Source organism: Streptomyces yongxingensis (assembly GCF_055597465.1).
In genome coordinates, this window is record NZ_CM145717.1 from 5676505 (window position 1) to 5690527 (window position 14023).

General features: G+C 69.2%; 13 protein-coding genes. 5 read left to right on the forward strand and 8 right to left on the reverse strand.

Going from position 1 to position 14023, the window contains the following annotated elements; all coding sequences use genetic code 11:
• The first annotated feature begins 39 nt into the window (after positions 1-39).
• From ACZ6TD_RS24370 to pknB, 4 genes are all read left to right on the forward strand, one after another.
• Entirely contained in the window at positions 40-1635 is a 1596-nt protein-coding gene (locus ACZ6TD_RS24370) for a PP2C family protein-serine/threonine phosphatase (RefSeq protein ID WP_471341614.1), read from the forward strand.
• A gap of 22 nt (positions 1636-1657) precedes the next feature.
• Complete coding sequence (locus tag ACZ6TD_RS24375) at positions 1658-3070, forward strand: FtsW/RodA/SpoVE family cell cycle protein (protein WP_471341616.1); 1413 nt, start codon at positions 1658-1660, stop codon at positions 3068-3070.
• Complete coding sequence (locus ACZ6TD_RS24380) at positions 3067-4539, forward strand: peptidoglycan D,D-transpeptidase FtsI family protein (RefSeq protein WP_471341618.1); 1473 nt, start codon at positions 3067-3069, stop codon at positions 4537-4539. Before ACZ6TD_RS24375 ends, ACZ6TD_RS24380 begins: the two co-directional genes overlap by 4 nt.
• A 167-nt stretch (positions 4540-4706) precedes the next feature.
• Complete coding sequence (pknB, locus tag ACZ6TD_RS24385) at positions 4707-6725, forward strand: Stk1 family PASTA domain-containing Ser/Thr kinase (RefSeq protein WP_471341619.1); 2019 nt, start codon at positions 4707-4709, stop codon at positions 6723-6725.
• Between the two features lie 95 nt (positions 6726-6820).
• On the opposite strand, the gene ACZ6TD_RS24390 is transcribed toward pknB, so the two are convergent.
• The 6 genes from ACZ6TD_RS24390 to ACZ6TD_RS24415 form a co-directional block, all read right to left on the reverse strand.
• Positions 6821-7561 (reverse strand): class E sortase, encoded by a 741-nt coding sequence (locus tag ACZ6TD_RS24390; RefSeq protein ID WP_471341621.1) that lies wholly within the window; start codon positions 7559-7561, stop codon positions 6821-6823.
• Between the two features lie 40 nt (positions 7562-7601).
• Positions 7602-9188, reverse strand: a complete 1587-nt coding sequence (locus ACZ6TD_RS24395; protein WP_471341623.1) for a class E sortase — start codon at positions 9186-9188, stop codon at positions 7602-7604.
• A complete protein-coding gene (locus ACZ6TD_RS24400; RefSeq protein WP_471341625.1) occupies positions 9185-9835 on the reverse strand; it encodes an aminodeoxychorismate/anthranilate synthase component II in 651 nt (216 codons plus the stop codon). The genes ACZ6TD_RS24395 and ACZ6TD_RS24400 overlap by 4 nt, the downstream gene beginning before the upstream one ends.
• Entirely contained in the window at positions 9832-10008 is a 177-nt protein-coding gene (locus tag ACZ6TD_RS24405) for a hypothetical protein (RefSeq protein WP_020869946.1), read from the reverse strand. The genes ACZ6TD_RS24400 and ACZ6TD_RS24405 overlap by 4 nt, the downstream gene beginning before the upstream one ends.
• Before the next feature lie 84 nt (positions 10009-10092).
• Positions 10093-10770 (reverse strand): class E sortase, encoded by a 678-nt coding sequence (locus tag ACZ6TD_RS24410; RefSeq protein ID WP_471341627.1) that lies wholly within the window; start codon positions 10768-10770, stop codon positions 10093-10095.
• 53 nt (positions 10771-10823) lie between these two features.
• Positions 10824-11594: a DUF881 domain-containing protein gene (locus ACZ6TD_RS24415; protein ID WP_471341630.1), complete on the reverse strand. Its 771-nt coding sequence runs from the start codon at positions 11592-11594 to the stop codon at positions 10824-10826.
• A 145-nt stretch (positions 11595-11739) separates the two neighbouring features.
• Here ACZ6TD_RS24415 and crgA point away from each other — a divergent pair, with 145 nt between their 5' ends.
• Positions 11740-11997, forward strand: a complete 258-nt coding sequence (gene crgA, locus ACZ6TD_RS24420) for a cell division protein CrgA (protein ID WP_020869949.1) — start codon at positions 11740-11742, stop codon at positions 11995-11997.
• 304 nt (positions 11998-12301) lie between these two features.
• On the opposite strand, the gene ACZ6TD_RS24425 is transcribed toward crgA, so the two are convergent.
• Together ACZ6TD_RS24425 and ACZ6TD_RS24430 are read right to left on the reverse strand one after the other, a co-directional pair.
• Positions 12302-13186 (reverse strand): rhomboid family intramembrane serine protease, encoded by an 885-nt coding sequence (locus ACZ6TD_RS24425; protein WP_471341632.1) that lies wholly within the window; start codon positions 13184-13186, stop codon positions 12302-12304.
• Between the two features lie 111 nt (positions 13187-13297).
• Positions 13298-13831 carry a peptidylprolyl isomerase gene (locus tag ACZ6TD_RS24430; RefSeq protein ID WP_137978714.1) on the reverse strand — a complete coding sequence of 178 codons (534 nt, stop codon included), beginning with the start codon at positions 13829-13831 and terminating at the stop codon, positions 13298-13300.
• Positions 13832-14023 lie beyond the last annotated feature (192 nt).

The following is a 14023-nucleotide window of genomic DNA, read 5'->3' on the forward strand; positions in this document are numbered from 1 at the left end:
GGCAAGGGGCTGTACCCGGAGCCGACGGGCGAGGTGCGCATGAGTCTGTCACTGCGTTTCGCGGCCGGATCGCACAAGGGCATGATCCGGGAGGGCAACGAGGACTCCGGCTACGCCGGCCCCCGACTGCTCGCCATCGCCGACGGCATGGGTGGCCAGGCCGCCGGCGAGGTCGCCAGCTCCGAAGTGATCTCCACCCTCGTCCAGCTCGACGACGACGTCCCGGGCTCGGACATCCTGACGTCCCTCGGCAGTGCCGTGCAGCGGGCCAATGATCAGCTGCGCGTCATGGTCGAGGAGGACCCGCAGCTCGAGGGCATGGGCACCACGCTCACCGCCCTGTTGTGGACCGGCCAGCGGCTCGGTCTGGTGCACGTCGGCGACTCACGCGCGTATCTGCTGCGCGACGGGGTGCTCACCCAGATCACCCAGGACCACACCTGGGTGCAGCGCCTGGTCGACGAGGGCCGGATCACCGAGGAGGAGGCGGGCACCCACCCGCAGCGCTCCCTGCTGATGCGCGCGCTGGGCAGCGGCGACCACGTCGAGCCCGATCTGTCCATCCGCGAGGTCCGGGCCGGTGACCGCTATCTGATCTGCTCCGACGGCCTGTCCGGCGTCGTGAGCCACCAGACCCTCGAGGACACCCTCGCCAGCTACCAGGGCCCCCACGAGACCGTGCAGGAGCTGATCCAGCTCGCCCTGCGCGGCGGCGGCCCCGACAACATCACCTGCATCGTCGCCGACGTCCTCGACGTCGACGGCGCCGACACCCTCGCCGCCCAGCTCAACGACACCCCCGTGATCGTGGGCGCGGTCGCCGAGAACCAGATCCCGCTCGGGGACGGCGGCGCCGCGCACACCCCCGCGGGCCGGGCCGCCGAGCTCGGCCGGTCCGTACCGCCGCAGCAGGGCGACGCGCACGGCGGCTTCGGACCGCCCGGCAGCGGCGATCCGGCCATCGGCGGTATGCCGCAGGGCAGTTACGGCGACTACGCCGACGGTGACTTCACCAAGAAGAGCGGCCGCAAGACATGGGCCAAGCGGTCGCTCTTCATCGTGCTCGGCCTGGCCGTGATCGGCGGCGGCCTCTACGGCGGCTACCGCTGGACCCAGACGCAGTACTACGTGGGCTCCAACGGCGACCATGTCGCGATCTACCAGGGCATCAGCCAGGATCTGGCCTGGATCAAGCTCAACAAGGTCCATGAGGACCACCGCGAGATCGAACTCAAGTACCTCCCGGCCGACCAGCGCGGCCGCGTGGAGGACACCATCACGGTCAGCGGGCTGGGCCAGGCCCAGGACAAGACCAAGGACCTCGCCACCCTCGCCAGCGCCTGCAAGAAGGCCGATGCCCAGGAGAAGGCCGAGGAGAGCCAGAAGGATCTCACCGGCGGCGACAAGGGCAAGGGCGACAAGGCGCCCAGTGGCGGTGGATCCAGCAGCGCCAACCCCTCCCAGAGCAGCAGCGGCAAGCCCGGGGACCAGAAGACCGAGAACCAGCTCGGGACGCGCGCCGCCAAGGCCACCACCAAGCCCACGCCGACGACGTCTCCCACTCCGAAGCCCGGCCCCACCCTCTCGGAGGAGGAGAAGAAGTTGGTCCCGCAGTGCAGCAGCACCCAGCAGTGAAGCCGTAAGGGGCCGTCCACCCATGAGCAGTAGTACGACCAACACGACGACGATCAGTACGGCCGGGCCGCCGAGCAGGCGGAACACCGAGCTGGCCATGCTCGTCTTCGCGGTGATCATTCCGGTCTTCGCCTACGCCAACGCGGGCCTGGCACTCAGCGACGAGATGCCCTCCGGCATGCTCAGCTACGGCCTCGGGCTCGGTCTGCTGGCCGGCGTCGGCCATCTGGTGGTCCGGAAGTTCGCGCCGTACGCGGACCCGCTGCTGCTGCCGATCGCCACGCTCCTCAACGGCCTTGGCCTGGTGCTCATCTGGCGGCTGGACCAGTCCAGGCGGCTGGCCCAGCGGGCGGAGGACGCCGGCATGGTCTTCTCGCCCTCGGCCCCGAACCAGCTGATCTACTCGGCACTGGGTGTCGCCCTCTTCGTCGGCGTCCTGATCCTGCTCAAGGACCACCGCCTCCTCCAGCGCTACACCTACATCTCCATGGTGGCGGCGCTGATCCTGCTGATCCTTCCGATGTTCTTCCCGCCCCGGTTCGGCGCCCGCATCTGGATCACCCTCGGCAGCTTCTCCATCCAGCCCGGTGAGTTCGCCAAGATCATCATCGCCGTGTTCTTCTCCGGCTATCTGATGGTCAAGCGGGACGCGCTCGCCCTGGCCAGCCGCCGCTTCATGGGCCTGTACCTGCCGCGCGGCCGCGACCTCGGCCCGATCCTGGTGGTCTGGGGGATGAGCATCCTCATCCTGGTCTTCGAGACCGACCTGGGCACCTCGCTGCTGTTCTTCGGCCTCTTCGTCGTGATGCTGTACGTCGCCACCGAGCGCACCAGCTGGATCGTCTTCGGTCTGCTGATGTCCGCGGCCGGAGCGGTCGGTGTCGCCACCTTCGAACCACACGTCCAGTCGCGTGTGGACGCCTGGCTCCAGCCCTTCGAGGTGGCCAAGAACGGAGGCAGTGACCAGATCGCCCAGGCGCTGATGGCCTTCGGCTCCGGCGGCGTCTTCGGCACCGGCCTCGGCCAGGGCAACTCCGACCTCATCGGCTTCGCCGCCAACTCCGACTTCATCCTGGCCACCGTCGGCGAGGAGCTCGGGCTCGCGGGCACCATGGGCATCCTGCTGCTCTACGGCCTGATCGTGGAGCGCGGTGTGCGCACCGCCCTCGCCGCCCGTGACCCGTTCGGAAAGCTGCTGGCCATCGGCCTGTCCGCGGCGTTCGCCATCCAGGTCTTCGTCGTGGCAGGCGGTGTGATGGGCCTCATCCCGCTGACCGGTATGACCATGCCGTTCATCGCGCAGGGTGGTTCGTCCGTCATCGCCAACTGGGCGCTCGTCGCCATTCTGATCAAGGTCAGCGACACCGCGCGCCGCCCGGCGCCGACGCCCGCACCCACCACAGACGCCGAGATGACCCAGGTGGTCCGACCGTGAACAAGCCCCTGCGCCGAATCGCGATCTTCTGCGGACTCCTCGTCCTCGCCCTGCTGGTGCGGGACAACTGGATCCAGTACGTCCAGGCCGACGAGCTGAAGAACCGCGATGGAAACCACCGGGTTCTCATCGCCCGTTACAGCCAGCCGCGCGGCAACATCATCGTCGACGGCCAGCCGATCACGGGATCCGCCGAGACCAACGGCATCGACTTCAAGTACAAGCGCACCTACAAGGACGGCCCCATGTGGGCGCCGGTCACGGGGTTCGCCTCGCAGGCGTACGGCGCCAACCAGATCGAGAACATCGAGGACGGCATCCTTACGGGCAACGACGACCGCCTCTTCTTCAACCGGACGATCGACATGATCACCGGCAAGAAGCAGAAGGGCGGCGACGTCATCACCACCCTGAACCGCAAGGCCCAGGAGGCCGCGTTCAAGGGCCTCGGTGACAAGAAGGGCGCCGTCGCCGCGCTCGACCCGCGCACCGGCAAGATCCTCGCCCTCGCCTCCACCCCGAGCTACGACCCGTCGAAGATCGCGGGCGCCACCTCCAAGGACAAGAAGGCGTGGCTCGGGCTCCAGCCGAAGAACGACAAGGACGACCCGATGCTCAACCGGGCGCTCCGTCAGACCTACCCGCCCGGCTCGACCTTCAAGGTCGTCACCGCCGCGGCCGCGCTGGAGAACGGCAAGTACACCGACATCGACGGGCCGACCGAATCCCCGGTCCCCTGGAAGCTCCCGCTGTCCACCCAGAACCTGCCCAACGAGGGGAACATCCCCTGCGAGAACGCCTCGCTGCGGCAGGCGCTCCGCTACTCCTGCAACACGGTCTTCGGCAAGCTCGGTGACGACCTCGGCAAGGAGAAGATGCGGGAGCAGGCCGAGAAGTTCGGCTTCAACGAGACGGTCGACACCCCCGTCCGCGCCTACGCCAGCGTCTACCCCGAGGACATGGACCGGCCGGGCAACGCGATGTCGGCCATCGGCCAGTTCGACAACCGGGCCACCCCGCTCCAGATGGCGATGGTCGCCGCCGCGGTCGCCAACGACGGCAAGCTGATGAAGCCGTACATGGTCGACTCGCTGCGCGCCCCCAACCTCAACACCATCGAGCAGACCGACCCGGAGCAGATGAGCCAGCCGCTCAGCTCGGAGAACGCCCAGAAGCTCCAGAGCATGATGGAGACCGTGGTCAAGGAGGGCACCGGCACCAGCGCCCAGATCCCGGGCGTCACGGTCGGTGGCAAGACCGGTACCGCGCAGCACGGCGTGGCCAACAGCAAGAACCCCTATGCGTGGTTCATCTCCTACGCCAAGGGGAACGACGGTTCGCCGGTCGCGGTCGCGGTCGTCATCGAAGGGTCCAACACCCTCCGCGGCGACATCGCCGGTGGCAAGCTGGCCGCGCCGATCGCCAAGAGCGTCATGCAGGCCGTACTGGAAACCGAGCGCGACAAGTGACCCCCGTCACGTCCGGATACCAATCCCGCACGTCGCCGTACCGGTCCGGTATCAGATAGCCACTGAGGCCGGGTCCCGTAAGACGTGCCGGGTACGGTATGCGCGAGCAGCACTTCGCCGGCCCCGCAGGGTGCGGCCGGGAACCACGGAAGAGGGCTGGAGTAGCTATGGAAGAGCCGCGTCGCCTCGGCGGCCGGTATGAGCTGGGCTCAGTGCTCGGCCGCGGTGGCATGGCGGAGGTCTACCTCGCGCACGACACCCGCCTCGGCCGTACTGTCGCTGTGAAGACGCTCCGGGCGGACCTCGCCCGCGATCCGTCCTTCCAGGCCCGGTTCCGCCGAGAGGCCCAGTCGGCCGCCTCGCTCAACCATCCCGCGATCGTCGCGGTCTACGACACCGGCGAGGACTACGTCGACGGCGTCTCGATCCCGTACATCGTGATGGAGTACGTCGACGGTTCCACCCTGCGTGAGCTTCTCCACTCGGGCAGAAAGCTGCTCCCCGAGCGCTCCCTGGAGATGACCACCGGCATCCTCCAGGCCCTCGAGTACTCGCACCGCAACAACATCGTCCACCGGGACATCAAGCCGGCCAACGTCATGCTCACCCGGAGCGGCCAGGTCAAGGTGATGGACTTCGGCATCGCCCGGGCCATGGGCGATGCCGGTATGACCATGACGCAGACGGCCGCCGTCATCGGCACCGCCCAGTACCTCTCCCCCGAGCAGGCCAAGGGCGAGACCGTCGACGCGCGCAGCGACCTGTACTCCACCGGCTGCCTGCTCTACGAGCTGCTGACCGTAAGGCCGCCGTTCGTGGGCGACTCCCCGGTGGCCGTCGCCTATCAGCACGTGCGGGAGGAACCGCAGCCGCCGAGCACGTACGACCCCGAGATCACCCCGGAGATGGACGCCATCGTCCTGCGGGCGCTGGTCAAGGACCCCGACTACCGCTACCAGTCGGCCGACGAGATGCGCGCCGACATCGAGGCGGCCCTGGAGGGCCAGCCGGTGGCAGCCACGGCCGCGCTGGGCGCGGTCGGCTACGGCTCCGACGACCAGCCCACCGCGATGCTCCGGCCGCAGAACTCCGGCGCCGGGGCGCAGACCTCGATGCTCCCGCCGATGCGCGAGGACGACGGCGGCTTCGGCTACGACGAGCGGCCGGACCGCGGCCGGGGGCGCGGGGGCAACGACAAGAAGAGCAACCTCTCCACGATCCTGCTGATCCTCGCCGGGATACTGGTGCTGGTCGGTGCGATCTTCATCGGGAAGTCGCTGTTCGCCGGCGGTAAGAACGACGACATGGTCCCGGTCCCCAGCCTCGTCGGCAAAACGTTCGAGGACGCCAAGAGCCAAGGGGAGAACGGCGACTTCAAGGTCAAGAACGTCGGCTCCAAGTTCTGCGAGAACGCGGACAAGAACACCGTCTGCGAGCAGACCCCCAAGAGCGGCGCCGAGGTCAAGCGGTACGGCACGGTCGAGCTGACCATGTCCAAGGGCCCCAAGCCCGCGGCCAGGGTCGAGGTGCCCGACGTGCTGAACGTGCAGTTCGAATCGGCCAAGCGGCAGCTCGAGGCCAAGGGCTTCAAGGTCGACCAGAAGACCGAGCAGTCGGACCAGACCGCTGGCAAGGTGATCGACCAGGACCCGAAGGGCGGCAAGAAGGTCCCGAAGGGCGCCACGATCACCCTGACCGTCGCCGAGGCCCAGCAGAAGGTCGTCGTCCCGGACGTGACCACCCAGAAGGTCGAGGACGCCACGAAGTCCCTCCAGGCGAAGGGCCTCAAGGTCCAGACCCAGGAGGTCGAGAACGGCGACGTCGACGCCGGTACGGTCACCGCCCAGACGCCCCAGGGCGGCCAGGAGGTCCTGCCCGGTTCGACGGTCACGCTGACCGTCGCCAAGGAGCCCGCGCAGGACGAGAACGTGCCGGTGCCCAACCTGGGCGGCCAGAAGCTCAAGGACGCCAAGAAGGCGCTCCAGGACCTGGGCCTCAACGTGGGCAACATCGCCGGTCCGCAGGACGACAACGCCACCGTGGTGGCCAGCCAGCCCGGCGCGGGCACCCAGGTCCCCAAGGGCCAGTCCGTGAACCTCATCACGGTCGCCGGACAGGGTGGCAACGGCGGAAACGGCGGCGGGGACAACGGCGGAGGCATCTTCGGCGGCCAGAACGGCTTCTAGCCGGCTTCTTGGCACCGTGACACGGGGAAGCCCCCGGCACCTTCTCAGGGTGCCGGGGGCTTCTTCCGTGCTCGGGGCTTCCAGGGGGGTCGTCGCTAGCGCAGTTCCTCGGGGGGCGTGCGGTCCGCGTCGACCTTCTCGGTGCGCTCCAGCTCGCCCCACACGATGTAGCGGTGGCGGGAGGTGTAGACGGGGGTGCAGGTCGAGAGCGTGATGTAGCGGCCCGGCCGCTTCCGGCCCGACTCCTTCGGGACCGCGTCCAGCACGTCCACGTTGTACTTCGAGGTCTCCGGCAGCGTCGCGTAGACCTTGTAGACGTACCAGATGTCGCGGGTCTCGAAGACCACCGGGTCGCCTTCGTGGACCTTGTCGATGTTGTGGAACTTCGCGCCGTGCCCGTCCCGGTGCGCGGCCAGGCTGAAGTTGCCCTTCTTGGCCCACGGCATCGCGGACTTGACGGGCTTGGTGTAGTAGCCGGCCACGCCGTCGTTGAGGGTCTCGGTGCTGGTGCCCTTCTTGACCAGCACCTCGCCGTTGTGCATGGACGGCACGTGCAGGAAGCCGATGCCGCTCTTGGTGTCCAGCTTGCCCGGCCCCTGCTGCGCCCAGTGCTTGCGCACCCGGTCGCCCTGCTTCTTCGCCTCGCGGTCGGCCAGGACGTTGGTCCACCACAGCGAGTAGACGACGAACAGGGCGAGGATCAGCCCCGCGGTGATCAACAGCTCGCCGAAGACGGCGATGGCCGCGGCTACCCGTCCACGGCCGGGACGGCGGCTGGGCGTTGCGGGCGGGCCGGTGTGCCGGTCCCGCCGCTCGTCGTGGTCGGTGCGTGCCACCGCGTCGTACCCCTTTTTCTGGTTTCCCGGCTGTTCCCGCTCATTCGACCAGCGCGTCCGGCTTTCCCTCGCTACGCGGCCGCTCCTCGACCATCTTGCCCCAGACGATCATCCGGTAGGTGCTGGTGAACTCCGGGGTGCAGGTGGTCAGCGTGATGTACCGCCCCGGTTTGGTGAAGCCGGAGCCGGGCGGCACCGGCTTGATGACGCCCGTGTTGGACGGCGGCGTCTGCGGCAGGATGCTGCTCATCGCATAGGTGTAGTACCGGCTCTGCGTCTCGACGACGATCTCGTCGCCGGGCTTGAGGCGGTTGATGTAGCGGAACGGCTCGCCATGGGTGTTGCGGTGCCCGGCGAGCGCGAAGTTGCCCTTCTTGTCCCACGGCATGGCGGTCTTCAGCGGGCTCTTGCCGTAGTGGCCGACCATGCCGCGGTCGAGGACCTTGTGCTTGTCGATGCCCTCCGCGATCGGGGCCTTCACATCCAGCTTGGGGATGTAGATGATCGCGAACCCCTGGCCCGGGGAGAAGGTGCCCGGGTCCCGCTCGTCGCCGTTCTCGTCCCATTTCTTCTGAAGGTTGTTCGCGGCGCCGTTGGCCTGCTGATGGGCGAGGATGTTCGTCCACCACAGCTGATAGGTGACGAAGAGCAGCATCACCACGCCGAGCGTGATGAACAGCTCGCCGATCACCCGGCTCGCCACCACCCCGGGGCCGTCCTTGCGCGCCCGCGCGGCGCGCTTGGCCTCCATACGGGTGCGGGGCCGGGCGTCCCCGGCGCTCCCCGCGCCCTCCGCGGCTCGTGTGGCGCCCGCTTCCGCCGTGCCCCGCCGGGCGACGCGGGAGCCATGCTTTCCGGCGCGTTTCCCGGCCCCCTGGGCGGCCTTACGGCGGGCGGCCCGGCCGCCGGGCGCGGGCTCGGGATCGCCGTCCCGGTCCGCCTCGACCTTGCGCAGCACCATGGTCCGGTCGGCGGGCGGTGCCTCCACGGCGCGCAGGGCGACCGTCTCGTCGTCGCCCCGGGGCGTCACCGGGGGCAGGACGGCCGTCTCGTCGTCGCCCCGGGGCCTCACCGGGGGCAGGACGGCCGTCTCGGCGGCGGCCTCCGGGGCACGTGCGGACGTCTCGGGGGCGCGGGTGGGCGTCTCGGGGGCGCGGGTGGGCGTCTGAGCGGCGTGTGCGGGCCCTGAGGGCCCCGTGGGGGCGGCACGGGCGCGTCTGCGCCCCGTAGGCGGCCCGGCCGCCTCAGCCGCCTCCTCCGGCCCCGAGGGGGCCGTGCGAGCGCGTCTGCGCCCCGTGGGTGGCTCGGCCGCCTCAGCGGCCTCCTCCTGCCCCGCGGCAGCCGGGCGGGCGCGCCGCCTGCGGCCGGTGGGTGGCGGCACCGAGAGCGACGCGGTGCCCACGGCGCGCCCCGTCGGCCCGGCCGGGGCGGAGTCCGGCAGCGGGTCGGTCAGCGGGTCCCGCAGGCCCTCCGCAACCGCAGGGAACGCGTCCGGATCCCCCTGGGCGGCGTGGGCACCATGCGCGCCAGGGGTGGCGTGCCGCTCATGAGACCCGTACGGCGCGTACGGAGCGGGCTCCCGGGCGCCCTGGGCGGCGCCCTCGCGCTCGGGGCGCGGTCCGGTCACTCGCCGGCCTTACCGCCGACCGCCCCGACCACCGGGGCGAGCCCCGCGGACCGCCCCACGGCATCCGTGTCCCCGCACTCCACCAGCCAGTTGGCGAGCATCCGGTGGCCCCATTCGGTGAGGACCGACTCGGGGTGGAACTGAACGCCCTCGACCCGCAGTTCACGGTGGCGCAGACCCATAACGATGCCGGTCTCCGTCCAGGCCGTGATCTCCAGCTCGGGGGGCACCGTGCCCCGTTCCACGGCCAGCGAGTGATAGCGGGTGGCGGTGAAGGGGGTGGGCAGCCCGCTGAAGACGCCGGCCCCCTCATGGGTCACCAGCGAGGTCTTGCCGTGCAGCAGCTCCGGGGCCCGCCCGACGACTCCGCCGTACGCGACGGCCATGGACTGCATCCCCAGGCAGACCCCGAACACCGGTACGCCGGTGTCCGCGCAGTGCCGCACCATGTCGACGCAGACCCCGGCCTCCTCCGGGGTGCCGGGCCCGGGGGACAGCAGGACCCCGTCGAAGCCGTCCTGGGCGTGCCCGAGGGAGACCTCGTCGTTGCGCACCACCTCGCATTCGGCACCGAGCTGGTAGAGGTACTGGACGAGGTTGAAGACGAAGCTGTCGTAGTTGTCGACGACCAGGATGCGCGCGCTCATCGCGGACCCGCCATTCCCTGGTCGACCGTCACGTCGTTGAACGGCAGCAGGGGCTCCGCCCAGGGGAAGACGTACTGGAAGAGCACGAAGACGATCGCCAGCACCAGCACGAGCGAAATCAGTGCCCGCACCCATGCGTTACCCGGCAGATGCCGCCAGATCCAGCCGTACATGCCATCCCTACTCACCGATGACGAAGTCGATTGCAGCACCGGAGTGCAGCACCAGAGTAAGGGGCGAGGGGTGGGGTCGGAGGGTCAGCCGTACAAAGCCTTGGGCTTGCCTTGGGCTACGGATTGGGTCGCGTCGAGGTGTGCCCAGGTGATCAGCCGGTGGCTGTGGCCCCACTCCGGCTCGCAGGTCGTCAGCGTGAGATAGCGGCCGGGGCGCCGGAAGCCGGACGCGCGCGGCACCGGATCGATCACCCCGGTGTCGGTCGGCAGGGTGCGGTAGGGCCGCCGGTCGACGCGGTAGGTGAACCAGGTGGTGCCGTCGGTCAGCACCACCGCGTCGCCGGGGCGCAGCTCGGGGAAGTCCTTGAAGGGGTCGCCGTAGGTGCGGCGGTGCCCGGCGACGGCGAAGTTGCCGAGGGCGCCGAGGCGGGCGGTGCGGGAGTAGTGGCCGAGCCCCTTCTTCAGGGTGCCGGTGGCGGTGCCCTCGAGGACGGGCTTGGCCCAGTCGGCGCCGAAGCGAGGGATGTACATGATCGCGAAGGAGGCGCCGGACTCGTAGCGGCGGGGCGGCGACGAGGGCTCGGCACCGGCGCTGACCGTGCCGGTGGCCCAGCGGTCCTGGAGGTGGTCGATCTCGCCGTCCATGGCGCGGTCGGCCCGCACGGAGGTCCAGTACAGGACGTAGACCACCAAAAGGATGATCAAGGCTCCGGCGGTGACGCAGATCTCACTGAGCGTTCTGACGATCAGCCGCGTTCTCATCGGCCCCCACTGTCCGCCCCGCTGACCCGGTGCCGCGCGCCGGTCCGCCGGTGCTATCCGATGGGCTGTGCCTGGTGCAGATCCACTGTGCCGGAGTAGCCGGGAAGAGTCACCGTGTCGTGCTGGTCGACTTTCCAGCCGAGGCCGTACGCGTCGACGTAGCTGCGGTAGTTCTGGATCGCGGGCGAGGCGGCGAGGGCGGCGCCCAGCTTGTCCCGGTCACCCACGGCGGTGACCTTGTAGGGCGGCGAGTAGACCTGGCCCTGGAGGATCAGGGTGTTGCCGACGCAGCGCACCGCGCTGGTGGAGATCAGCCGCTGGTCCATGACCTTGATCCCCTCGGCACCGCCCTGCCACAGCGCGTTGACCACCGCCTGGAGGTCCTGCTGGTGGATGACGAGATCGTTGGGCTGGGGGTCCGGGACGCCGGGGATCTGCGGGGTGGCGTTCGGCGGGGCGTCGGTGAGGGTGACGGTGAGCCCGGGGCCGGTGAGCTTCTTGGTCCCGGCGGTCTCCTCCAGCTCGGCCAGCTTGCGGCGCTCGGCCTGGGTGCTGCCGTTGTCCCGCCGGGCGAGGGCGTCGACCTCGGAGCGTATTTTGGCGGTGCTGTCGCCCAGGCTGCCGTTCTTACGGCTGCGTTCCTGGATGAGATCGGAGAGCCGCAGCATCGATTCATCGCTGCGGAGGTTGGTGCCCTGGGCCGTGTTGAAACTGGTCCAGAAGATCACTCCGGCCAGTGCGAAAACCGCTCCGGTCAGCAGCCGCACGGGGCGGAACCGGGGGCGGCGGGACGCCGGGGTGGGGGAGTCAGCGGAATTGCTCAACGTACCCTTACTCCTTACGACGCCGCGGAAGGACTACGCTAACGGACGTGTGGGGGAGGGACGTGGTCCCCGTCGCTGTCCCGCCCCGGCGCCGTCCGTACACATCCCCGCGCGGTCACGCAGCGCATCGACAGGAGAGTTCCTCGTGCCGAAGTCACGGATCCGCAAGAAGGACGACTTCACGCCGCCGCCGGCGAAGCAGGCAGCCAGCATCAGTCTGAACAGCGGCCGCCGGTGGGTGGCACCGCTGATGCTGGCCATGTTCCTGATCGGCCTCGCGTGGATCGTCATCTTCTACGTGACCACGGGGGACATGCCGGTCGAGTCGCTGGGGAACTGGAACATCGTGGTGGGCTTCGGCTTCATCGCCGCGGGGTTCGTCGTCTCCACGCAGTGGAAGTGACCCGGCGTTCCCCAGGCTCGTCCCCAGGTTGTCCACAGAGTTATCCACAGCCGGGGAAAACTCAGAAGATCTGTGGATAACCTCTGCCGTGTTGACGCCGGTGTGACCGGTGGCGGGCGCCTGTTCGATCGTTCACACCCCCGCCTTCCTGCGAAAACGCAGGTCAGTCGGGGGGTGTACGCAAGTTCTCCACAGGTTGCGTAAGATCCGCCACGCGCTGTGGACAACTGACCGGGTCCGGGTCATCCCAGGTGGTCGATGGACTGCCGCTCATCGGTCGGCAGCTTCGCTCAGCCGATGAGCTTCAGCCGGTGAGCTGCACCGTCCGGATCCACACCATCGCGACGATCGCGAGCAGCACCAGGACGCAGGTCCCCCGCTGCACCAGCGCCCGCTTCTCCCGCGGCGCGTGCACCATCCCGTACGCCACCACCGTGCCCGCGACCAGGCCGCCGACATGGGCCTGCCAGGCGATGCCGGACCAGGTGAAGGTGAAGAGCAGATTCAGCGCCAGCAGCGCGATGACCGGCCGCATGTCGTAGTTCAGCCGGCGCATCAGCACGGCGGTGGCGCCGAGCAGACCGAAGATCGCGCCGGAGGCGCCCAGCGACGGCTGGTTCTGCGCGGCCAGGAGATACGACAGCGCGCTGCCGCCCAGCCCCGACAGCATGTAGAGCACGATGAAGCGGACACGGCCGAGCGCGGCCTCCAACGGGCCGCCGATCCACCACAGCGAGAGCATGTTGAAGGCGATGTGCATCAGCTGCTGGTGGAGGAAGACCGAGGTCACCAGCCGCCACCACTGGCCCTCGGCGACGCCGACGATCTGCACCGTGCCGGGGTCGTAGGCCCGGCCGACCAGGTCGAGATCGTTCACCAGCCGGTCGCCCGCGGACAGCGCGGCGAGCCATACCGCGATGTTGATGGCCACCAGGATCTTGGTGATCAGCCGCGGGTCCGAGGCCATCGTGCCGCCGGCCAGGGTGCGCGGCTGGGCGGCGCGCGCCGGGGGACCGGCGGCCGAGGCCCCGGATCCGGCGGACGCCCGTCCGCTCACGCACTCGGGGCACTGGAACCCCACAGACGCGCTGATCATGCACTCGGGGCAGATCGGGCGCTCACAGCGGGTGCAGCTGATGCCGGTCTCCCGCTGGGGGTGCCGGTAGCAACAGACCGCCTGGTCCTCCATGGTGTCCCCTCGCCCCTTGTCCACTTCTGATCGGGCGTTCCCCCGCCCCGCTTGTTCACACGGACACTTGTTCACACGGACAAGCGGGGCATGAAAGTTCCCCGCGCGGGTTCAGCCCTCGCGCGTCTCCACGACGACCGACTCGATGACGACATCCTGGAGCGGACGGTCGGTGCGCGGGTTGGTCGCGGTGCCCGCGATCGCGTCGACGACCTTCTTGCTGCCCTCGTCGACGACCTCGCCGAAGATGGTGTGCTTACCGGTCAGCCACGCGGTCGGGGCGACCGTGATGAAGAACTGCGAGCCGTTGGTGCCCGGGCCGGCGTTGGCCATCGCCAGCAGGTACGGCTTGTTGAAGGCCAGGTCCGGGTGGAACTCGTCGCCGAACTCATAGCCGGGACCACCGGTCCCGTTGCCCAGCGGGTCACCGCCCTGGATCATGAAGCCACTGATCACCCGGTGGAAGACGGTGCCGTCGTAGAGCTTCTCCTTGGCCTTCTTGCCAGTGGCTGGGTGGGTCCACTCGCGACTGCCTTCGGCCAGCTCGACAAAGTTCTTGACCGTCTTGGGCGCGTGATTCGGCAGCAGCCGGACCACGATGTCGCCGTTGTTCGTCTTCAGGGTGGCGTATAGCTGCTCGGCCACGATCAACCTTCCATCGTTTTCGCTTACGTCTCCTGATCCTCGCACGGACGCAAGGCGGACGAGTAGCCGCTGAGGCGGCCCCGGGCGCGCCGATCCGCGCGGTTTCCGCGAGAATCATCCCTATGACCCGGATGCCCGATCGCGCATGCCGGTCGTGCTGCGAACGGGCATGATCTCCACAAACAGGCATGA

Coding starts and splice junctions, on each gene's coding strand:
- ACZ6TD_RS24370 (WP_471341614.1), top strand. CDS start 40: ATGAGTCTGTCACTGCGTTTCGCGGCCGGATCGCACAAGGGCATGATC.
- ACZ6TD_RS24375 (WP_471341616.1), top strand. CDS start 1,658: ATGAGCAGTAGTACGACCAACACGACGACGATCAGTACGGCCGGGCCG.
- pknB (WP_471341619.1), top strand. CDS start 4,707: ATGGAAGAGCCGCGTCGCCTCGGCGGCCGGTATGAGCTGGGCTCAGTG.
- ACZ6TD_RS24400 (WP_471341625.1), bottom strand. CDS start 9,835: ATGAGCGCGCGCATCCTGGTCGTCGACAACTACGACAGCTTCGTCTTC.
- ACZ6TD_RS24405 (WP_020869946.1), bottom strand. CDS start 10,008: ATGTACGGCTGGATCTGGCGGCATCTGCCGGGTAACGCATGGGTGCGG.
- ACZ6TD_RS24410 (WP_471341627.1), bottom strand. CDS start 10,770: ATGAGAACGCGGCTGATCGTCAGAACGCTCAGTGAGATCTGCGTCACC.
- ACZ6TD_RS24425 (WP_471341632.1), bottom strand. CDS start 13,186: ATGGAGGACCAGGCGGTCTGTTGCTACCGGCACCCCCAGCGGGAGACC.